The sequence below is a fragment of the Saccharothrix sp. ST-888 genome, from assembly GCF_000955975.1.
Classification (GTDB): domain Bacteria; phylum Actinomycetota; class Actinomycetes; order Streptomycetales; family Streptomycetaceae; genus Kitasatospora.
On sequence record NZ_JYJF01000018.1, the window covers coordinates 54,217 to 76,252 of the forward strand.

Here is a 22,036-nt window from a genome sequence, read left to right on the forward strand (position 1 = left end):
CAACCGCCCGGGGGTCAGTCATCAGCCCTGCCATCGTCCCATGGGCTCCTCCGGTCCCTCCACGCGAGATCCGGGCCGGAAGCAGCGAAAACGTGCGGAAAACCTCCGGGAAACCGCCATCGGCCGAGGCCCGGGCGCCCGGTCGTCCGGGCACGGTCCGGGCACCTTCCGCGCAGCGGTCGGGCGCCGACCGGGCACCATCCGGGGGTACGGGACTGCGCGAGCGGCCCCGGGCGCGCCTCCGGCACCGGACGCACGACTCCCCGCACCCCTGAGCACTGCCCCTGAGCACTGCCCCTGAGTGCTGCCCGGCTCACGGCGCGCTCGGAGCCCCGGTGCCGGTGGACCCGGTCGCAGGGCCTCGCCCCGCCGGTGCGGGGGGAGCGCGCCGCCGGCCTTCGGCCGGGAGGGCGCACCTGGCCGAAGGCCTGGGGAGCGTCCGGACGGGGGCACGGCCCGCCCCGTCCGCTCAGGCCCCCATCGCCACCGCAGCCGCGCCGACCAGGCCGGCGTCGGTACCGAGCAGGGCCCGGTGCACCGTGATCCCGGCGGCGAACGGCAGGGCCGCGTAGGTCCGCAGGTGCGCCCGGAGCGGGTCGAGCAGCAGATCGCCGACCTGGGCCACCCCGCCACCGATCACCACCGCGTCCAGCTCGACCAGGGTCGCCGTGGCGGCGATCGCGGCGGCCAGCGCCTGCCCCGCCCGCTCGTACGCCGCCAGCGCGATCGGATCCCCGGCGCGCGCCGAGGCGGCCACGGCGACGGCCGAGGCATCCTGCGCGGCGGGGCGCCAGCCGGAGCGCAGCGCGTACCGGGCGATGGCGGTACCGCTGGCCAGCTGCTCCACGCACCCCCGGCTGCCGCACGGGCACGGTTCGCCGTTGAGATCGACGGTGATGTGGCCGATGTGGCCCGCGTTGCCGGTGGGGCCGGTGTGGAGCTCGCCGTTCAGGATCAGACCACCGCCGACACCCGTGGAGACCACCATGCACAGCGCGTTGTCGTACGGCTGCGCCGCGCCGAAGCGGTGTTCGGCCGCCGCTATGGCGATGCCGTCCCCGGCCAGTACGACCGGCAGCCCCTTGGCAGCGGGGTGGGCCGACAGCCGTTCCGTGATCGGGAAGCCGCGCCAGCCGGGGATGTTGACCGGGCTGACGGTGCCTCGGCTGATGTCCACCGGACCGGCGCTGCCGACGCCCAGCGCCCGAACCTCGGACCAGCCCGGGGCGGTGGCCAGCTCGTCCAGCGCGTCGAGCACCGCGCCGAGCACGGTCTCCCCGTCGGAGGCGGCCGGGGTGGGCCGTTGAGTGCGTGTCAGCAGCCTTCCGCCACTGCTCACCAGCGCCGCAGCGATCTTGGTGCCGCCGATGTCGATGGCCGCGATCGGGGCTGCGTCGGTGTGCACGTGTCTCTCCTCCCGAGGGCGCGGCCGGGGTGCCGCGCTGTCCAGATTCTGGCATCCCGCCGTCCGGGGGAGTCCGGGGGACTACGGGAGGAGGGGAGGCGCCTCGGGGAGGCGAGGGGCAATGAGTCCGGCACTCCGCTCGACTCGGCCGGCGGGCCGTTCGGCGTAGGCAGAAAGGATTCGCCCCTACTCGAACGGGTGATCCTGCCGCCGCCGGCCGGGTGGCTCGCGCCGAGGCCCGGCCGGGGCCGGAAGGATGCCCGGCGTTTGGGTCGTCTTGCCCGGCTCCTACGGAGGACGGGCGGCAGAGGAGGATGTCATGCGCAAGGGCATTTCGGCGCTGGTCGCACTCGCCACGGGCGCCACGCTGGCGCTGGGGGCCGGTTCGGCGGTCGCCGCTCCGGTCGACGCGTACGCACCGCACGCCACCGCGGCGGCCGAGGTGGCGGCCAACGGCGACCTGGTGAAGACCAAGTACGTCGACTACGTCGGACACCCGTCCACCGGCCTCTACTGCGTGCACGTCTCGCAGTCCTGGATCGACGTGGACCGCAGTGTCCCCTCGGCCATCCTGCGGGACTACTCCTCGCACGGCGGTTCCATCCGGGTCGAGACCACCCCGAACTCGGCCTGCGGCGGCGCCGCCCAGACGCTCACGGTCGTCACGTACGACAACTCCGGAAACCACGTGGACACCGGCTTCTACATCACCCTCCCGTAGCCGGCACGGCAGGACCGCAGCGTGGTGGGGTCGCCTTCGGGCGGCCCCACCGCCGTTTCACCACCGGCTGTGAGCGGGGGCCGTGGTGGGGTGACGGTACGGGGTGGTGAGGCGTGTCGGCGCGGTGGGCCGGGTAGGCGGAGGGCATGGGATCGTCCTTCCGCAGGTTTCGCCGGGTCGGCCGGGGCGGCGAGCGACCGCTCGACCCGCCCGCGACCACCGCTCGACCGAACGCCGACGCAGCCGAACGCCCCGGGGCGGCCGGAGGTCCCGGCGCAGCCGGGGGCCCTGGCGCGGCCGAACAGGCCCAGGGGGCGCAGGGGGCCGAGGAGGCGCAGGGGCCGCAAGGGGCCGAGGAGGCCCACGGGGCACCCGGGGCAGCGGGGACTCAGGAGACGGCAGGCCCTGACGACGACGCCGTCGCCGTCGAGGAGCTGTCGGCGCTGGCCACGGAGATGGAGCAGCAGCTTCCCGGGCAGACCCCCGAAGCCCGTGAGCGGTGGTACCGGCGCAGAGGTGCCGAGCGGGCCACCGCCCTGGTCGGCTCGGTGGCCGGACTGCTCGGACGCGGCAGCCTAGCGGCCGCGAAGGGCGCGGGCGAGGGTGGCCGAATACTGGCCGACCGGCTGGTGCAGTCCGCGCCGCGGATCCCCGTACGGGACCTGGCGACGCTGCGGGCCCACCATCCGGACGCCGCAGGCCCCGAGGACCTCGCCGACCGGCTGGTCGCCGGGGCCTGCCGGGCGTCGGCCGCCGTCGGTGCGAGCGTCGGCGCGGTGGCGATGCTCCCGGTGCCACCCGCGATGGCGGTGGAGATCGCCTCCGAGACGCTGGCGGTGGCGGCGGTGGAGGTCAAGCTGATCGCGGAGCTGCACCAGGTGTACGGGCAGCCCGTCGGCGGCAGCGCCGCGCAGCGCGGTACCGCGTACGTCGCGGCCTGGGCGAACCGACGGGGCATCGACCCGTCCGCGCTGATCGGCCCGGCCGGGATCGCGGCGGTGGCGATCGGCGCGGAGGTGCGGCAGAAGTTGCGCAAGCGGCTGGCCCGGAGCACCCTGCGCAGGCTGCCGTCGCTGACACCGCTGCTGGTCGGCGCGGGTCTCGGCGCCGCGGTCAACCGGCGCGACACCCGCAAACTGGCCGACCAGATCAGGTCCGATCTGCGCCGCCGCGAGCCGATCGATCCCGACTACTGGTCCGCCGCACCCGCCCTGGTCCCCCCGCCCGGAAAGGGCGCGCCGTCCCGCTGACCGGCTGTCCGCACGCCCCGCGCGGGTGGTTCGCGCGGGCGCGGGGCGCTCGCGGCGCCGACCGATGGTGTGTCCCGAACCCCTCCGGCACGTCCTGAGCCCCCTTCCGCACGCTCGCGCACCGCTTGCCGTCCACGCTATTGACGCAACGTCTAATAGTCTCTAGCTTCTGAGGGGGAGGGGCCCGTCAGGTCGGCCGCCCCTCGGTGAGCCGAGGAGGAGTTGCCCATGACCGCGACCCAGCACAGCCGCACCGGCACCGGCCCGGGGACCCGCACCGGCACCGAGAAGCTGGTCCGGGACCGTCAGCGCACGGCCGAGCGGCTGCTCGCCTCGTCCGCGAAGCTCTCCTTCGACCCGCTCAAGGACGTCGACTGGGACGCCGCCCCGCTGCCCGGCCGCTACTACTCCCCGCCGAGGCACCTCTCCCTCTACGGCACCGAGCTCTGGGAGCAGCTGACGGAGGGGCAGCGGATCGAGCTCAGCAAGCACGAGGTTGCCAGCATCGCCAGCGTGGGCATCTGGTTCGAGGAGATCCTGATGCAGATGCTGCTGCGTCACGCCTTCGACCGCGACCCGACCACCGCGCACGTGCAGTACGCGCTGACGGAGATAGCCGACGAGTGCCGGCACTCGGTGATGTTCGCGAAGATGATCTCCTGGATGGGCGTACCCGCCTACGGGCCCGGTCGGCTCTCGCACGAACTCGGCCGCTTCTTCAAGGCCACCTCGACGCACAGCCAGACCTTCGGCGGCACCATGTACGTCGAGGAGATCCTGGACGCCTTCCAGCGTGAGACGATGAACGACGAGTCGATCCAGCCGCTGACCCGTCAGGTCTCCCGGATCCATGTGATCGAGGAGTCGCGGCACATCAGCTACGCCCGCGAGGAACTCCAGCGCAAGCACCTCGGCCCGGTCCGCCGCCGCTGGGAGCAGCTGTTCATCGGCCTGATCATCCTCCGGGCGACCAAGAGCCTGATCAACCCCCGGGTCTACGCTGCCGTCGGTATCGACCCGAGGGTGGGGCGCGAGGCCGCCCGGGGCAACCCGCACTGGCAGGGCGTCAAGACGGAGATGGCGTCCAAGGTGATCGGGGTCCTGGACCGGGCGGGCCTGGTCGGGCGGGCCAACCGCTGGCTGCTGCGCCGGGCGGGCGTACTGGCGCCGGCCGCAGCCCGGCCGGCGCCCTGAACATCGTTGCCCTCCCCGCAGGTTGATGCCCCGGAGGACTCAACCGCAGGCCGGGACTCCGTCGAGCCAGTAGCCGCCCTGAACGTAGATGTTGCTGATCCACGCCCGGTAGTCGGGCAGGAACGACCAGGCGTCGTTGGTGATGCCCTCGGCCGTCACGCTCTGGGCGTGCTCCTGGCAGTCCACCCGCACCGCGGTCGGCCCGTCGAAGGCGTACACCCGGGCGCTCTCCGCCGCAGGCTGGGCGTGCGCCCACACGCCGGTGCCCCAGGTACTGACCAGGTGGCCCTGCACCGGGCCCGGGTCGATCCGCACCGCCCCGAACAGCTCGCCGCCGAACCGTACGTCGTTGACCGCGACGTGTGTCCCGGACTGCCGGGCCTCGACCATCCGCCCGGCTCCCAGGTAGACGGCGATGTGGTGCAGGGCGGCCGAGCTGCCGTACGCGATCAGGTCGCCCGGCAGCAGTGCCCCGGGGACCTGATCGGCGGTGAGGCGCTGCGCCGCGTGGACCGTGTAGAACTGCTTGGCGGCCGGGCCGTTCAGCACGTCCTGGCCGGTCGCCTGGGCGTACGCGTACCGGACCAGGCCCGAGCAGTCGAAGCCGAGCCGCTCCGCGTCGTGGTCGCTCGCCGGATCCACCCCGTCCGGGTGGCCGTACGTCGGACCGGGTCGGGCGCCGTGGCCGCCGCCCCAGGTGTACCAGGTGCCGAGCTGTGAGCAGGCCGCCCGCACCGCGCTCTCGGCGGCAGCCGAGGCGCCCGGGGCGAGGACCGCGCAGTCCGCACCGGCGGCGGCGAGCACGAGGTCGCCTTTGCCGGTACGGCCGGGACCGCCGGCGCCGTCGATACTGCCGATGCTGCCGAGCACCGGACCGAACGCGACGGTGAGGGCGGCCGCGACGGCGACTGCTGCGATGGCGAGGCGGACTCTCATGGCGGCTGCTCCAGTCCTCGGCGGACGTCGTACCACCCCGGGGCGGGGGAGCCGCACGATCGGCCCGGTGCGGCGGTACCGGGATTCTCGTGTTCCTCCCGCTCCTCGGGTGGGGCACGGCTGGTGGGTGGCTGCTGGGTCGGCCCGGCGGAGCGCGGCTGGGCCGGCGGAGCCCCTGCGAGCTCCGGCGGGCCGATGAGCTGAGCCTTCCGCACCGGGCGGCCGAAAGCCACGAGGCGGCTGTCTCCCAACTCGCCAGGAGACGGGAAACGTTCGGGAAACCCCCGCTGGCCTGCGCAGACAGACACACCGTCAGACCGCCCGCTGTCCGACTGCCAGCCGAGACCCGATGCCCGATCAACTGATGACCAGTCAGGAGAATGGGAGATGGGCGGTCGCCGATGCACTCTGCCCCGCACCGCCGGTTCAATGGCGGTGCGGGGCAGAGCCGGTGCGAGACTGTGGGGCTAAGGGCTAGCCGCGGGCCGCGCGGGCGAGGGCCGCGACGCGTTCCAGGGTCGGCTCGCCGAGGATGCCGGCCAGCTCGCCCATGAAGGCGCTTTCCTGTTCCGGGGTCAGGAGTTCGCGGCTGACGGCCGCGAGCATGGCGAGCAGGGAGACCGAGTCCCCGCCGAGCTGGTGGAAGTCGGACTGGGCGTCCAGCCGGGAGCGCTCCACCTCCAGGGTGCGGGCCCAGATGTCGGCGACCGCCTCCTCGACGGGATCCATCGGGGCGAGCGGGCCCGTCCCGCGCTGCGCGGCGGCGTCCGGTTCGCCGCCGAACGGGTCGGGCAGTGCTTTGGCGTCCACCTTCCCGCTGACCGTGTAGGGCAGTTCCGGGACCACCATGGTGGCGGCGGGCACCATGTAGGAGGGCAGTTTCGCGGTCAGGTGTTCGGTCAGCTCCCCTTCCGTCACGGGTGCTTTCGTCAGGGCGTAGCCGTAGAGGGCTTTGCCCGGCTGGCCGGGTCTGGTTCTGGCGATCACGACGGCGCGGTCGACGGCGGGGTGTTCTTCCAGGGCTTGGGCGACTTCGGCGGGTTCGACGCGGTGGCCGCGTACTTTGACCTGGTCGTCGATGCGTCCGACGCATTCGATGGTGCCGGAGGGCAGGATCCGGGCGAGGTCGCCGGTGCGGTAGGCGCGGGTGCCGTCGGCGAGGTGGACGAAGCGTTCGGTGTCGAGGTCGGGGCGGCCGAGGTAGCCGCGGGCGAGCTGGGCGCCGCCCAGGTACATTTCGCCGGTTTCGCCGGGGGCGACGAAGCGGCGGTCCTGGTCGAGGAGGAGGACGGTGGTGTTGTCGGCGGGGCGGCCGATCGGCACCACGGCGCCGGTGCCGTCGAGTTCGGGGTCGAAGGTGTGGGCGGTGCAGCCGATGGTGGCTTCGGTCGGGCCGTACTCGTTGATGATCCGGCAGTGTGGTCCGAACATCTGCTGGGCCCGGGCGGCGACTTCCACCCGGAGCTGTTCGCCGATGACGATCACCGTGCGGTATCCGGTGGGTGACAGGTCGAGGTGGCCGATCAGGTCGAGGTGGGAGGGGGTGAGGTTGAGGGTGTTGGCGCCCGAGTCCCGCAGCAGGGTGCGCAGTGAGAGGTGGTTGGGGTCCTCGCGCATCAGGACGACCTGGCCGCCGGTGAGCAGTGGCAGGTAGACGGAGGTGCCGGTGACGTCGAAGGAGGGTGAGGTCAGCAGTGGCAGTCGGGTGTCCGTGTCGATGTCGAACTCGCGGGTGGCCCAGTGGATGTAGTTGAGGAGGTTGCGGTGTTCGATCTGGACGCCCTTGGGGCGGCCGGTGGAGCCGGAGGTGTAGATGACGTAGGCGAGGTCGTCGGGGCGGGTGGTGGTGTCGTGGGGGTTGTCGGGGGTGGGGCAGTCCATGAGGTCGTCCAGGACCAGGATTTTGCAGGTGGAGCGGATGTTTTCGCGGTCGTCGTGGGGGTGTTCGGTCAGCAGGTGGGTGCAGCCGGCGTCGGTGAGCAGGTCGGTGATGCGTGCGTCGGGGTGCCGGGTGTCCAGGGGGAGGTAGCAGGCTCCGGCCCGGAGGGTGCCCCACAGTCCGGCGATCGCGGCGACCGTGCGGCCGGCGAGGAGTCCGACCACGTCGCCGGGGCCGATGCCCTGCCTGCGCAGTTCGGCGGCGACCGCGTCCGCGCGGCGGCTCAGCTCGGCGTAGGTGATTTCGCCCTCGGGGCCGCTGAGCGCGATCCGGTCCGGGGTGCGTTCGACCTGCTCGCGGAAGAGTTCGACCACCGTGCGGTCGGAGGGCAGTGGCCGCTCGGTGCGGTTGCCCTCCCACAGCCGGTACTTCCGGGGCGACAACACCTCCTCGACGGTGTCCAGCACGGCCTCCGCCCGTTCCGCCACACCGGGGCCGTCGTGCCAGGCCACGGTGATCTCGGTGCGCCCCCCGCACTCCACCAGATCGATCTCCAACGGACTGCCGGGACTTGTGGTGCCCAGCGCGTAGACCGTCCTGGCCCGGAAGTCCCCGGCGGAGAAGTCGGCGAGATCGACGGTGCCCATGTGGGAGAGGTAGGCGGAGCTGTTGTACCGGTTCTTCCAGGTCGCGAAGCGGTCGATCCCGGCGTTGACGGTCCGCAGCAGCGGCAGCGGCGTTCGCAGCACCGAGTCGGCGAAGGTCGGCGCCAGCTCCGCGCCCTCGGCCAGCGCGGTGAGGATCCGCTGCTGCACCTCCTGCCAGCCATCACCTGCGCCGACGTCCAGCCGCAGGGCGCGGACCAGCGAGGCCGTGGAGCGCAGTTCCGGACGGTACCGGCGCAGGTCCACCGGCACGAAGAACCGGCCTCGCCCGCCACCGTAGGTCTGCGCCAGGGCCGCGGCCAGCTTGGCCGTCGCGGCCGGGTGGCGGCCGTCCACCGTCCGGCGGCGCCAGAGCAGGCCGGCGGAGCCCGTCGAGCGGCGGCCGAGCAGGGAGGGCCACTCCATCTTCGGGGCGGGAAGGGCCGGCGGCAGGCCGCCCGGCCGGTCGAGCCCGCGCAGCAGCTCCTCGTCGTTGAGCCGCGAGTCCGCGCCCAGCGGGTCCTCGCCGCGCAGCACCCGGAACACGTCCGCGGCCCACAGCAGCAGACCGCGCCCGTCGGTGATGCCGTGGAAGGCGCGGAAGACGACGGTGGACGGTGTCCCGGGAACGAGCAGCACCTCGCAGGTCGCGCCCGAGCCGTCCAGCGTGCGGCGGAGGAACGGCGAGTCGAGGCGGTCACGGTCCAACGAGTCGCCGTCGACCACCTCCAGGGACGGAGCCGTCCCGCTGTCCACCCAACGCCGGTCCCGGCGCACCAGCCGCATGCCGGGGGACGCCTCGGCGGCGACTGCCACCGCCTTGGCGAGCTCCTCGGCGGACAGGCTCCCGTCGCCCTCCACGAGGTGGACCACACAGTGCCCTGGCCGCATTCCCAGGAACACCCACTCCATGGGCGAGACGGCCCGGTTGTAGGGCGGTATGCCGGTGGGGGTTTGCACGCTCGGTGATCTGGACAGTGAGCTACTGCTGGGTTGAATACTCAAGATTGATCACAATCTTTTCCAAGGTTGGGTCAACATCCGCCGAGTGGGCCCAAACGGCCTGGTGGAGGCCGCACCTGGCGACGTCGTTACCTGCAGTCCGCTGAGACTCCGTCGCGCTTCGCCGCGCCGGAGTACGGGACGCTATGACCTCAACCCCTGTCCGGGAACCCCCTATTCGCGCTCTGTGAGCCCCAGTTCTTCACATGGCTCGCAATCAGGACAAACTCCGCTGGGGTAAATCGGGCCGAAACGCACGGGCCGGCCGACGGGTCAGCCGCCGGAGCGTCCGCCGGCCGGAGTGGCCGCCACGGTGGTGTCCGCCTCGGAGGGGGTGCCGGCAGCGGCCTCACCGGTGGAACCGGCGCCGCTGGAACCGGCGTTGGCGGAGGCGGCGTCGGTCGCGGGCGGGTCCGCCTTCGGGGTTGCGGTGGAGACCGGGAGGTGGCGCATCAGCCGGCCCGCCAGCAGTGCCGCCCCGACCATGAAGGCCAGGCCGACGACTGCCGCCAGGTGCATCCCGTCCACGAACGCCGCCCGGGAGGCGGTGAGCAGCTCGTTCCCCGTGCGACCCGGGAGCTGCGCCGCCACGGTGACCGCGCCACCGAGCGTGTCGTGCGCGGCTTTCGCCGTCCCGCCCGGCAGTCCGGCCGGCATCGAGTCGGTCAGCTGCGAGCGGTAGACGGCCGCGCCGGCCGCGCCGAGCAGGGCGATCCCCAGCGAGCTGCCGAGTTCGGTGGCGGTCTCCGAGGTGGCGGCGGCGGCGCCGGCTCGCTCGGCGGGAGCGGCCGAGATCACCAGGTCGGCGGTGAGCGTCATGGTCCCGACGGTGCCCGCACAGAGCACCCCGGCCGCGGTGAGCACCAGGGCCAACGGGGAGTCCGGTCCGACCCGGGTCATCAGCCCGAAGCCGGCCGCGCCGACCAGGAACCCGCCGGCCAGCTGGTGGGCCGGGCGGACTCGGCCGGCCAGCGCGGAGGAGAGACCGACCGCGACGCCCACCCCGCTGCTCGGCACCAGCGCCCAGAGCGAGGCCGCGAGCGGGCTCAGGCCCTTGACCAGTTGCAGGTACTGCGAGGTGAAGAGGGTGAAGCCCATCATGGCGAACATGGCGACGGTGTTGACCGTGATCGCGCCGCTGTAGGTCCTGATCCTGAACAGGCTCAGGTCGATGAGCGGATGCGCCGTGGTGCGCTGCCGGTGGACGAAGAGGCCGCCCACCCCCAGGCCGGCGACGAGGATCAGGGCCGGCGTCGGGCTCCAGCCCTCGATCGCCAGGGTCTTGACGCCGTAGACGACCGGCAGCAGCGAGGCCATCGAGAGCCCGGCGCCGAGCAGGTCGAAGCTGCCGCTCTGCGGGGCGCGGTACTCGGGGAGCAGGAACGGGCCGACGAACAGCAGCAGCGCCATCACCGGGATGGAGAGCAGGAACGCCGACCCCCACCAGAAGTGGTCCAGCATCAGCCCGCCGGCCACCGGTCCCAGCGTGGCACCGCCGGTGATCGCGGCCGTCCAGGCGGCGATGGCGGACTGCCGCTGCTTCGGGTCGTGGAACATGTTGCGGATCAGCGCGAGGGTCGAGGGCATCAGGGTGGCGCCGGTGATGCCGAGCAGGGCGCGCGCCGCGATCAGCTGGGTGGCCCCGGCGGAGTAGGCGGCGAGCAGGGAGGCCGCGGCGAAGCCGGCCGCACCGCAGAGCAGTAAGCGGCGCCGGCCGATCCGGTCGCCGAGAGCCCCCATCGGTATCAGCAGCCCGGCCAGCAGGAACGAGTAGGTGTCCATGATCCACAGCTGCTGGGTGCCACTGGGTCTGAGGTCGGTGCTGATGAACGGCACGGCGAAGAAGAGCACTCCCATGTCCATCGAGAGCACCAGGGACGGAAGCAGCAGGACGAGCAGCCCCGTCCAGGTGCGACGACTGGCGAGGCTGGCGGTGGTGGCGGTCATGGCAGCGACAGTACGGATGTTTGAGACGCTTGTACAGGAGAAGGTCTCGGCATGATCGTCCGGGCTCGGCGGTCGGGTCCGGACATCTGCGGCCGCAGCTGTCGACTGCTCATCCCCCTTGGCCCGCAGGCGTGTTGGTGCTCGCGGCGGGTCTCCCGACGGGCCGACGGCCGGTGCCCCACCGCCGTGACCTGCGGTGCGAGCCCGGCCGGGTCACGGCCTTGCGCACCCGTCGTCGTACGGCTGATCGGGCAGCAGTCTGGTCCACCGGGCCCGGTCCACCGCACCGACCAGGGCGCAGACCGCCCGGGCGCGGCGGGCCGGGTCGGCGTCCCAGAGGTGTACCGTGCCGTCGTTGCCGCTACTGGCCAGCGTCAGTCCGTCGGGACTGAAGGCGACTCCCCAGACCGCGCTGGTGTGGCCGGTGAGGACGGCGATGCCCTGCTGGGTGGCGGTGTCCCAGAGGCGTACGGTGGCGTCGTTGCCGCTGCTCGCCAGGGTCCGTCCGTCCCGGTTGAAGGCCAGCCCGCGCACCGAACCGGTGTGCCCGGTCAGGGTGCTGACGGTCCTTCGGGTGGCGGTGTCCCACAGGCGTACGGTGGCGTCGTTGCCGCTGCTCGCCAGGGTGTGCCCGTCCGGGCTGAACGCCAGCCCGCGCACCGAACCGGTGTGCCCGGTGAGCGTACCCGCGAGCCGGGCGCCGGCGACCTCCCACAGGCTGATCGTCAGATCATCGCTGCCACTCGCCAGGGTCCGGCCGTCCGGACTGAACGCCAGCGCGTTGACGAAGTCGGTGTGCCCGGTGAGCACCGCCACCGTCCGCTGCTCCCGGACGTCCCAGATCCGCACCGTACGGTCCTCGCCCGCCGAGGCGAGCAGCCGCCCGTCCGGGCTGAACGCCACCGCGAGCACCGAGCCCTGATGGCCGGTGAGGACGGCGACGGGCTGCCCGCGATCGACGTCCCAGAGCCGCACCGTCCGGTCGGCGCTGCCCGAGGCGGCCAGCGAACCGTCCGGACTGGACGCCACCGCGAACACCGAGCCCTCGTGACCGGCGAGCGAGTGCAGCAGGCGGTGCGAGCCCGCCTCCCAGACGCACACGGTGTGATCCGTCCCGGCCGTGATCATCCGCCGTCCGTCCGGACCGAAGGCCACCTGCCACACCTCGGTGAACGGGCGCGGCACCAGCGCGGCCGTCGCCGGATCCCAGAGCACCACCGACTGGTCGAAGCCGGCCGTGGCCACCTGCCCGTGCGAACTCACCGCCACCCCCTGGACATAGTCGGTGTGACCGGCCAGCGTGCCGATCGTCCGCAGGCTCGGCACGTCCCACAGCCGCGCCGTACCGTCGCCGCTGGCGCTGACCACCGTGCTGCCGTCCGGGGTGAAGGCGACCGCGTTGATGTCGTCGGTGTGGCCGGTGAGGGTGGCGGTGTTCCGGTGGTCGGCGGTGTCCCACAGGCGCAGCGTGCGGTCGGCGCTGCCCGAGGCCAGGAGGTGGCCGTCCGGACTGAAGGCCAGGCCGAGGATGTCGTCGGTGTGACCGGAGAGCGTGGCGACCGGCTCGTAGGTCGTGGTGTCCCACAGACGCAGGGTGCGATCGGCGCTGCCGGAGGCCAGGGTGTGTCCGTCCGGAGAGAACGCGACCGCGTTGATCTCGTCGGTGTGACCGGTGAGGGCGGCGATGCTCCGGTGGCTTCCGGTGTCCCAGAGCCGGATGGTACGGTCCGCGTCCGCCGAGGCCAGTACCCGGCCGTCCGGACTGAACGCCACCGCGCGGGCGCCGCCGCCGTGCCCGGGGAGGGTGGCGGACAGTCGGCGGGAGGCGACGTCCCAGAGCCGTACGGTGTCGTCCGAGGCGGCCGAGGCCACCGAACCGCCGTCCGGACTGAACGCCACCGAGCGCACCCGGCCCCGATGGCCCGTCAGCGTGGCGATCAGGGTGCGCTCCGAGGCGTCCCACAGCTTCACCGCGTCGTCCGACCCGGCGGACGCCAGCAGCCGGCCGTCCGGCGCGAAGGCCACCGAGTTCACCGGACCGGTATGGCCGAGCAGCCGCCCCTGGAACGGCTGCGCCTGGGTGCTCAGCAGCGCACCGCGCGCCTCCACGGTCGGCGAACTCCGGTACGCCGCACGGGCCAGCAGCATCGCCGCCTCGGGACGACCGACCGCCAGCGCCGCCGAACGCGCCGCCATCGCCCGCGACTGCGCCTCCCGCCGCTGCGCCAGCGCGCCCGACCGCTGCTGGAGCGCTAGCACCCCGGCGAGCAGGGTCAGTGCCAGCAGCACACCGAGCGTCGCCACCATCCGCCGCTGCCGACGGGACTGCCGCTCGGCCGCCTGCCGCTGGGCGTCCTCGGCGGCGGTGCTCGCGGCGAGGAACTCGGCTTCGACGTAGCCGAGTTCGACCCGCCGACCGCCGTCCTCGGCCCAGTCGCGGGCCGCTGCCAGCTTGGTGCCCCGGTAGAGCAGCGCGGGATCCCGGCCCTCGCGGAGCCATTCGGCCGAGACCTCGGCCAGCTGCTGACGGCCCAGCAGCGCCGTCCGGTCGACCTGGATCCAGCGCCGCAGCCGGGGCCAGGCCCGCAGCAGCGCCTCATGGGTGATCTCCACCGTCTCGCGGTCGGCCGTCAGCAGGCGCGCCCGGACGAAGGCGTCCAGGACCGCCGCCGCACCGTCCGGATCGGCCGACTGGCACAGCAGCTGCTCGCGCTCGGCCCGCGAACGGGTCTCCTCGCCGCCCTCGCGCAGATGCACCAGCCGCACCAACAGGCGCCGCGCGAGCTGCTGTTGGAGCGGCGCGAGCCGGGTGAACACGTCCTCGGCGGTCCGGGCGACGGCGCCGTGGATCCCGCCGCTGTGCAGATAGCCCTCGACGGTCATGACCCGGCCCTGGCGCTGCTGCCAGGTGGCGCGCAGCGCGTGCGAGAGCAGCGGCAGTGCCCCGGCCAGCGGTCCGGGCCCGGCGGTACTGCCGGACAGCTCGTCCGGGCTGCCGAGGTCGCGCAGCAGCAGTTCGACCAGGCCCGGCTCCAGGACCAGACCGGCCTGTTCGGCGGGGCGGGTGATCGAGGCGCGCAGCTCGGCGGCGTTCATCGGCGGCAGAGCCAGCGAACCGTGGGTGAAGACCGGGGCGAGTTCGGGATGCTCCAGGCAGCGCCCGCAGAAGTCGGCGCGGACGCCGAGCAGGACGGCGATCGGCGGTTGGACAGGGGACTCGGCAACTGCCTTGGAAGTCGGGATAGTTGAAAGGCTGTGCAGGAGGCGGACGAAGGCGCGCTGCTCGGCCCGGTCCGTGCAGAGGGTGAAGGTCTCCTCGAACTGGTCCACCACCAGGACCAGGCCGCCGGGTGTCCCACTGACGGGTGCCGCGCCTCCGGCCGGTCGGTCGGTCGGCCCGGTGGTGGGCGGTTGCCACGCGTGGCCGAGTGCCGCACGGATCGCGTCGGCCGCTGCCTCCGGGGCATCGCGAATCTGATGGTCCGTCAGTTCCGGTGCCACGTCGGGCAGTGCCGACTCCAGCGACCGCAGCAGGGCGGCGATCGGTCGGCCGGTCGGCGTGCTGACCGCGACGGGCCAGTCGGCGCGGGTGGCGGGGGTGGTGTGGTTGGTGGACGGCTGTGCCGCCTCGGGCAGAGCGCCGGCTCGTGGCGGGCCGATGTACGGTTCGCCGGGCGGTGATTCGGCGAGCGGCGGTTCGGTGCGGGGCGGTTCGGTCGGGAACACCCCGCTGCGCAGTGCGCCGTCCCGCAGTGCGGGCAGCAGGCCCGCCATCAGCAGCGAGGACTTGCCGGCCCCGGAGGGTGCCACCAGGGCCACCGGACCGTGCCCGATCCGTTCGGCCAGGCGGTCCAGCAGTGCGGTGGTGACCGTCTCCCGCCCGAAGAACCAGCGGGCCTCGCGCGAGCCGAAGGAGGCCAGGCCCGGGTACGGGCACTCGGGGCGCGGCCCGCCCAACTCCGCTGCCTGCGCCTGTTGCTGTTCCTGTGTCTGTGACTGCGCCGCTGGTTGGGACGGGCCCGGGACGGCCGTCCGGGCCGCCGCCGCGCCGACCAGCCGGAGCAGTACGCCGCCGCTCAGCAGGGCCTCGTCGCAGCGGCGTGCCACGTCGGGGGTGGCCGGCTTGGTGCCGTTCTCGATCTTGCTGAGATAGCCCTTGCTGTAGTGGATCAGCCGGGCGAGTTCGCTCAGCGAGACCCGCCGGGCTGCCCGCAACTCCCTCAGCTGCGCCCCGAACTCGCACTCCGCGTCCGTCGGTCCGGCCTGCGCCGTGCCGTTCCCGCCCGCCTTCGGTCCCCGGTCCATACGTACCCCTGCGGTCCTCGCCCGGACCCGTTCCGCCGATCGGGCCCTCGGTGTGGCACCGTCAGATTACGGTCGGTAGCCGCCTTGGTGGGAATCCGTACGGGGGGCCAACCACCCGAGGGGGTGGCCTCGGTGGGAGGTCGGCCCGTTCGGGGGACGGCCCGGGGTGGATCGGTCGTACGTAGTGCCGTGGACCGACTGTCCGTACGAGCTGCCGCAGGGGTGATGGAGCGTCAGAGCGGAAGCAGATCGGGTCGCTTGGCCTCGACGTGGTCGCCCGAGGACTCGCCGCGCAGCCGCCTGCCGACCCAGGGCAGCAGGAACTCGCGGGCCCACTGGATGTTCTCCCGGCGGAGGTCGGCCGGCGTCGGAGTCGGCTGGAACGGCCAGGGGGCCTCGGGGTCGTCCACGTCGAAACCGAGGGCGCGGGCGGCCAGCAGTGCGACGCGCTGGTGGCCCTCCGGGGAGAGGTGCAGCCGGTCCTCGCTCCAGGCGCGGCGGTCGTGCACCGAGCGCAGCGACCAGAGGTCGGCGACCGCGCAGCCGTTGCGGTCGGCGATCGCCCGCAGGTGCCCGTTGTAGGTCGCGATCTTGCCCCGGAGCATTCCGAGCACCGGGACGCCGCGGGTGTCGAAGCCGGTGCAGATCAGCACCGTGCCGACGTGCTCGCGCAGTTCCACCACCGCGGCCTCGAAGCGCTCCGCGACGTCGTCCGGGTCGCTGCCCGGCCGAAGGATGTCGTTTCCTCCCGCGCACAGGGTCACCAGGTCCGGTGCGATCCGCCGCACCTGCGGAACCTGCTCGGCGACGATCTGGTCGAGCAGCCGCCCCCGGACGGCGAGGTTGGCGTAGCGGAAGGCGCTGTCGGGGCGGCGTGCGGCCAGCATCCCGGCGAGGCGGTCCGCCCAGCCGGCGAACTGGCCGTCCGGGCCTGGGTCGTTGAGGCCCTCGGTGAAGCTGTCCCCGAGGGCTGCGTAGGAGCTGAGGTCAAGGGTCTCCAGGTTGTCAGCCATGACGGCAATAGTTCACTGTGTGAAGTGACCTACGCCACCGTAGGTGGCCCCCAGGGCGGCGTGATCTCGACCACCACCTCGCTGACCTGTGACGATGCGATCCGCGGTGACCGATTTCGGCCCCTCCGACCTGACATGCCCGGACGGTCGCGCCGGGCGGTTCGCCGCCGATGCCGTGCGGCCCGGCCGGAGCGTGGTCCGGCCGGGCCGTCAGCGGGCTATCGGGTCAGTGGTCCGCAGGGCAGCGGGTCTGCGGGTCGGCAGGGTGCCTCAGTGCCCGTCCTGGTCGTGGACGTCGTTGGTCGCCTCGATCTGCTTCCACGAGCGCGGCTCCTGGACGGAACCCGCAGCCGCCGCCGCGAACTTCGCCGAGCCGCCGGCGGCGGGCGCCGGCTTCGCGGCGGTGTAGAGCCAGGTCTGGAGCAGGCTGCCCAGCTTCTTGCCGGAGATGCGTTCCGCCAGCGCCTGGAAGTCCGCCACGGTCGCGTTGCCATAGCGGTGCTCGGTCGGCCAGGCCCGCAGGATCTGGAAGAACTTGTCGTCGCCGACCGCGTTCCGCAGTGCCTGGATGGCGGCCGCGCCCCGGTCGTACACCGCGCTGTGGAACTGGTTCGCCGCGCCCGGGTCGCCGGGCTTGACGGTCCAGAACGGGTCGTCGGCCGGGTGCGAGGCGTAGAGGTAGTCGGCGAGCTCCTGTGCGCTGCCCTCGCCCTGGTGCTCGGACCAGAGCCACTGCGCGTACCGGGCGAAGCCCTCGTTCAGCCAGATGTCGCTCCAGCGCTTGAGCGAGACGCTGTCGCCGTACCACTGGTGGGCCAGCTCGTGCACCACCACCGTGCTGCTGGCGCCGTTGGCGAACTGGTAGGGGCTGTAGAAGACGCGGGTCTGCGTCTCCAGCGCGAAGTGCGTGTCGACGTTGGGGACATAGCCGCCGAGCGCGCTGAACGGGTACGGGCCGAAGATGCCGCTCAGCCAGTCCGCGAGCTCGCCGGTGCGCTCGACGCTCGCCCGTGCGGCGCCGTCGTTGTCGCCCAGGTCCTTGCTGTAGGCGTTGATGATGGGCAGGCCGCCGCTGCTGGTGCCGGTGGTGATGTCGAACCTGCCGATCGCGAGCGTGGCGAGGTACGTCGCCTGCGGCTTGTTCTCACGCCAGTTGTAGCGGGTCCAGCCCAGCTGGGAGGACTGGGAGGAGAGCACGCCGTTGCTGATCGCCTGGGTGCCGTCGGGGACCAGGACGGAGACGTCGAAGGTGGCCTTGTCGGACGGGTGGTCGTTGCTCGGGAACCACCACCAGGCCGACTCCGGCTCCCCGGCGGCCACCCCGCCGTCCGGGGTGCGCAGCCAGGCGGTGAACCCGTACCGGGCGACCTTGGACGGCACGCCCGAGTAGCGCACGACCACCGTGGCGTTCGAGCCCTTGGCGAGCGGGGCTGCGGGGGTGACCTCCAACTCCTGCTCGCCGGTCGCGGCGAACTTGGCCGGGCGTCCGTTGACCACCACCTCGCTGACGTTCAGGGCGAAGTCGAGGTTGAAGCGGGAGAGGTCCTGGGTGGCGGTGGCGAGCAGGGTCGCCGTCCCCTCCAGCTGGTCCGTCGAAGGCTGGTACTTCAGCCGTAGGTCGTAGTGCGAGACGTTGTAACCGCCGTTGCCGTACGTCGGATAGTACGGGTCACCGATGCCCGGGGCGCCCACGGTCGGGGTGCCGGCCGACGCCGGGTTGGCGAGGAGCAGCAGTGCGGCGCTGACGGCGGGGACGATCATCCTCTTGCGCACGAATCCTCCGGTGCATTGGAATTATGTGATCTGACGGTAAGTCGGATCTTTCTCCCATTGCGGCAGAGTTCACTCGTGCCGTTATGAAATGTTCATGCAAAGCAACAGGGTGTCGTCAGCTCGTCATCAGGCCCGTTGCCCCGTCAGTCGACCACGCCGTCGAGGTAGACCCAGGCGCCGTCGACCCGGGTGAAACGGCTCAGCTCCTCCAGCACGCCCTCCTGCCGCCCCTCCGTGTAGTGCGCGCGGAACCGGACCGTCCCCTCGCTGTGGAACGGCCCGCCGTCCGTGGCCGCCAGGATCTCCAGCCGGACCCAGCGCAGCCGCGCGTCCAGGTCGAGCCGCTCGGGCCTGGTCTCCGGGTGCCAGCTGCGCAGCAGGTACGCCTCGTCCCCCGCGGCGAACGCGCTGAACCGCGAACGCATCAGCAACTCCGCCGTGGCGGCCGCGGCCTCGCCCCGGTGCAGCCGTCCGCAGCAGTCCCCGTACGAGGCGGACAGCCCGCAGGGGCAGGGCGAGGTGGAGACGATCGAGGGCTTCGGGCTGCGTCGAGACATGGACCCCATTCTGCCTGGTCGGCCCACCCGGCCCGCACCGCGCAGCCGGCCCGCCCCGGGATGTCCCGGCGGGCGCGGCCGGTCAGGCCGTGCGCTCACCCTCCGGTGCGGAGTGCCACTGCCAGGAGGTCAGCCGGGGGTGCTCGGGGAGGGACACCCGGCCGGTCGCCCAGAGCAGCGTGCGCCAGCGGTCCTCGTACGCCGGGGCGCTCGGGAACAGGCGCGCCAGGACCCGGTCACAGAGGTCGGCCGGCGGCGCCCAGACAAGGCCGAGGCCCTCGGCTATGTCGTGCACGTGGACCAGGGTCTCGACCACGCCCATCGCCGCGAAACCCTCCGGATCGGAGAGCCCCAGGCTGTGGTACGCCCGGACCTTCGGCGAAGTCACCGCCACCATCGCCGCCAGCAGCGCCCCACTCGCCTCCAGCACCTGGAGCAGCCCGCCGGGGCCGGCCGCACGGTCGGCGAAGACCGTGTTCCTCGGGCTGCCCGGACGCTCGCTGACGTACCGGAACGGGACGTAGCCGTCCACCGGGGGGGCGGCGGGCCCGAGCTGCGCCGCATAGGAGAACAGGTCGTCGGCCAGGTGCTCGGCGGTCTCCCAGCAGTCCCACTCCAGCGGGCCCGCCTTGGCGGCCCAGCCCGCCTCCGCCCCGGGCCCGCCGCGCAGGGCGGCCAGCGCGAGCCCGACGGCGAGCCGGACGTCGTCGGCGGTGACGGGCTGCGGCGAGATGTGATCGATTCGCGTCATACCACCGACCGTACCAACCGCCCATGACACTCCGTCACCCGATTGATGCCGCCGGTCAGCGCCCGGGCCGGTCCGCAGCCGCACGGCCGGGGGAGGTGGTCGGGCATGCCGTGGGGGAGAGCCGCTCAGTGGTACGTCATCCGACGGAACATCACCCGGCGGACCGTCGCCCGGGTGGGCGCACAGCCGGACGAACCGGACAGTGGTCGTCGCCTCGACCACCGGACGGCCTGGGCCGACCTGGGACGACTTTCCGGTTGGGGACCGGTCGAGGACCGGCGGAGAGGCGGCATGCGATGATCGGGGGATGGTGATACGGCAGGCTGCCGCGCTCGCGGCGTCGGGTGTACTCGTGTTGGCAGCCGCAGCGTTACCGGTGGCACCGGCGGTGGCGGAGAGCAGCCTCCCACAGCAGGAGTTCACCATCGGGGACCCCCGGATCACCGAGTCCAGCGGCCTCGCCGCGAGCACTGCGCACCCGGGTGTGTACTGGACGCACAACGACAGCGGCGACGGCCCGTACGTCTACGCCGTCGACGCGCACGGGCGTACGGTCGCCCGGATCACCCTGCGCGGCGTCGAACTCCGGGACGCCGAAGCGATCTCACTCGGCCCCGACGGGCAGCTCTACCTCGCCGACATCGGGGACAACCTCGACGGCAGCTGGTCCGAGGTGTGGATCTACCGCTTCGCCGAGCCGGAGCAACTGGAGGACCGGACGGTGGACGCCGTCCGCTACCGGGTCCGCTACGAGGACGGACCGCGCAACGCCGAGGCGCTGATGGTGCACCCGCGCACCGGCCGGGCGTACATCGCCAGCAAGCACGAGCGGAGCGGCCACCTCTACCAGGGGCCCGAAGAGCTTTCGCCGACCGGCATCAACACCTTCCGCCGGATCGCGGACGTACCCTGGGTGACCGACGGAGCCTTCTCCCCGGACGGCACCCGGCTCGTGCTGCGCGGGTACTTCTGGGCCAACTCCTACCGCTGGCGCGACGCTTCGGCCGATCCGATCGAGCCGCTGGGGTCGGTGGGCGTGCCGTTCCAGCGCCAGGGCGAGTCGGTCACCTTCGCCACGGACGGCCGATCGGTGCTGTTCGGCAGCGAGGGCAAGGACAGCGCGGTGTGGCGGGTCCCGCTCCAGGGGGACCAACTCCCCGACACCGTGGCGGAGTCCGGCTCATCGGCCGCCTCCGCTGCGCCCAGCGGGTCTGCTGCGCCGTCCGGCCAGGGCCGGACAGCCGCCGCCGGTGCCTCGCGGGTGCTCGGCCTCGGGCTCTTCGTCCTCGCCGCCGCGCTGATGATGCGCAAGCGCCGCAGGCGCGCGGGCTGAACGGCCCGGGGCATTCTGACGAACTGTCAGCTGACTTTCGAGTGGGCCTGTCCGGTGAGCCCGAACGCGGTGATGAGGAGCCGGCTGGCGTAGGGGGACTCCGCGCCGACGACGCCGGTCGGATTGAGCGAGTAGACCGCCTTGCGGCGGAGATCGCGGGTGGCGAAGACCCCGCTGGTGTAGCCGGGCCGGGAGCCGGTCTTGCCCCAGGCGACCACGCCGTCCTTCTCGACCCGCTCCAGCCCCATGCTCATACAGGCCCGGGAGGTCGGCCCCTTGCCGCAGGAGTCGTTCCGGTCGTTCGGCAGGTCCGGGACGGTGAAGAGCTCCTCCTGGACGGAGGGCGGCAGCAGCCGGCCCTTGAAGAGTGCGGAGATGAACCGGTCCAGGTCGGGTGCGCTGGAGATCAGACCGCCCTCCGCCCACGGCCAGGGGCTCTGCTCGGTGACGTCGGCCAAGGAGGTTCCGCCGGTCGACTGCCGGGGGAGCGTGTCGCCGTCCGGGGTGGTCACGGCCAGGTAGGCGTGCGAACTCGGGTGCAGCAGCCGGACGTTGTCGGCATCGGGCACGGAGGTGTCGTGCAGGCCGAGCGGGCGGATGATCCGGTTCTGCACCTCGTGCGCGTAGCTGTGGCCGGTGACCCGCTCGATGACCATCCCGGCGAGGAAGGTGTTCATCCCGTTGTACTGCTGCGCGGTGCCGGGCTCGAAGCTCATCGACTGGCCGTCCAGCGTGGCGACGACCTGCTGCGGGGTCCAGCTGTCCAGCCGGTGGGCGGCGAACCAGGCGGTGGAGCCGTCTCCCCACATCTCGTCCGAGCCGGTGGGCAGTCCGCTGGTGTGGTTGAGCAGTTCGCCGACCGTGACCGGGGGGAACCCGGCAGGCAGCACACCCGGCAGGTAGTGCTGGACCGCTTCATCGAGGTCCAGCCGTCCCTGGCCGGCGAGTTGCAGGACGACGGCCGTGGTGAACACCTTGGAGATGCTGCCGATCCGGAACCGGCCGTCGGGATCCACCGCCTGCCCGGTCGCCAAGTCGCCGATCCCCGAGGCACCTTGGAAGCCTCCCGCGCTCCCGGTGACCCGGACGAACGCGCCGGTGACGTCGGCGGCGGGGCGCTGGCCGAGAGCCGTTCGGATCGCGGCCGGGTCGAGCGGCGGCAGCTCAGCCTCCGGCTCGGTCGCGGTCGCGGTCGCTGCGGTGGCGGTGGCGGTGGCGGGCGCGGCGCCGACGGGCGCGGCGAAGGCGGGTGCGCCCGTACCGACCGCGACCGAGACCAACAGGGCTGCGCCGGCGGCCAGGCCGGCCCAACGGGTCCGGTTCGTA

General features: G+C 72.8%; 14 protein-coding genes. 4 read left to right on the top strand and 10 right to left on the bottom strand.

The genetic code is table 11. The features are described 5' to 3' along the window. Positions 1-469 precede the first annotated feature (469 nt). Positions 470-1,405, bottom strand: coding sequence for an ROK family protein (locus UK12_RS09540; protein WP_045301742.1), 936 nt, complete (start codon positions 1,403-1,405; stop codon positions 470-472). Positions 1,406-1,724: 319 nt separating this feature from the next. On the opposite strand from UK12_RS09540, the gene UK12_RS09545 reads away from it, so the two are divergent. From UK12_RS09545 to UK12_RS09555, 3 genes are all read left to right on the top strand, one after another. Beyond that, positions 1,725-2,126 (top strand): hypothetical protein, encoded by a 402-nt coding sequence (locus tag UK12_RS09545; RefSeq protein ID WP_045301743.1) that lies wholly within the window; start codon positions 1,725-1,727, stop codon positions 2,124-2,126. Between the two features lie 146 nt (positions 2,127-2,272). Continuing rightward, entirely contained in the window at positions 2,273-3,376 is a 1,104-nt protein-coding gene (locus tag UK12_RS09550) for a hypothetical protein (protein WP_156178624.1), read from the top strand. A gap of 228 nt (positions 3,377-3,604) precedes the next feature. Beyond that, the gene (locus UK12_RS09555; RefSeq protein ID WP_082119464.1) at positions 3,605-4,570 is read left to right on the top strand and encodes an AurF N-oxygenase family protein; all 966 of its coding nucleotides are present in this window, start codon (positions 3,605-3,607) and stop codon (positions 4,568-4,570) included. 39 nt (positions 4,571-4,609) lie between these two features. Here the strand turns inward: UK12_RS09555 and UK12_RS09560 are convergent, their stop codons facing one another. The 8 genes from UK12_RS09560 to UK12_RS09595 form a co-directional block, all read right to left on the bottom strand. Further along, positions 4,610-5,506, bottom strand: a complete 897-nt coding sequence (locus UK12_RS09560; protein WP_197084704.1) for an NlpC/P60 family protein — start codon at positions 5,504-5,506, stop codon at positions 4,610-4,612. A gap of 474 nt (positions 5,507-5,980) precedes the next feature. Beyond that, the gene (locus UK12_RS09565) at positions 5,981-8,989 is read right to left on the bottom strand and encodes a non-ribosomal peptide synthetase (RefSeq protein ID WP_231591115.1); all 3,009 of its coding nucleotides are present in this window, start codon (positions 8,987-8,989) and stop codon (positions 5,981-5,983) included. A 315-nt stretch (positions 8,990-9,304) separates the two neighbouring features. Continuing rightward, positions 9,305-10,978 (bottom strand): MFS transporter, encoded by a 1,674-nt coding sequence (locus tag UK12_RS09570; RefSeq protein ID WP_045301744.1) that lies wholly within the window; start codon positions 10,976-10,978, stop codon positions 9,305-9,307. A 213-nt stretch (positions 10,979-11,191) separates the two neighbouring features. Then, positions 11,192-15,283 (bottom strand): nSTAND1 domain-containing NTPase, encoded by a 4,092-nt coding sequence (locus UK12_RS09575; protein ID WP_045301746.1) that lies wholly within the window; start codon positions 15,281-15,283, stop codon positions 11,192-11,194. 233 nt (positions 15,284-15,516) lie between these two features. Further along, positions 15,517-16,296 (bottom strand): SGNH/GDSL hydrolase family protein, encoded by a 780-nt coding sequence (locus UK12_RS09580; RefSeq protein ID WP_045301748.1) that lies wholly within the window; start codon positions 16,294-16,296, stop codon positions 15,517-15,519. A 270-nt stretch (positions 16,297-16,566) separates the two neighbouring features. After that, positions 16,567-18,057, bottom strand: coding sequence for a M1 family metallopeptidase (locus UK12_RS09585; RefSeq protein ID WP_197084710.1), 1,491 nt, complete (start codon positions 18,055-18,057; stop codon positions 16,567-16,569). A 155-nt stretch (positions 18,058-18,212) separates the two neighbouring features. Further along, positions 18,213-18,626, bottom strand: coding sequence for a YchJ family protein (locus tag UK12_RS09590; protein WP_197084705.1), 414 nt, complete (start codon positions 18,624-18,626; stop codon positions 18,213-18,215). An 82-nt stretch (positions 18,627-18,708) separates the two neighbouring features. Further along, a complete protein-coding gene (locus tag UK12_RS09595) occupies positions 18,709-19,377 on the bottom strand; it encodes a hypothetical protein (protein WP_045301754.1) in 669 nt (222 codons plus the stop codon). A 388-nt stretch (positions 19,378-19,765) separates the two neighbouring features. Between UK12_RS09595 and UK12_RS09600 the strand changes: the two genes are divergently transcribed. Next, positions 19,766-20,710 carry a hypothetical protein gene (locus UK12_RS09600; protein ID WP_231591116.1) on the top strand — a complete coding sequence of 315 codons (945 nt, stop codon included), beginning with the start codon at positions 19,766-19,768 and terminating at the stop codon, positions 20,708-20,710. Between the two features lie 26 nt (positions 20,711-20,736). On the opposite strand, the gene UK12_RS09605 is transcribed toward UK12_RS09600, so the two are convergent. Further along, positions 20,737-22,036: serine hydrolase domain-containing protein (locus tag UK12_RS09605; RefSeq protein WP_197084706.1), on the bottom strand; the 1,300-nt coding region annotated here is incomplete at its 5' end.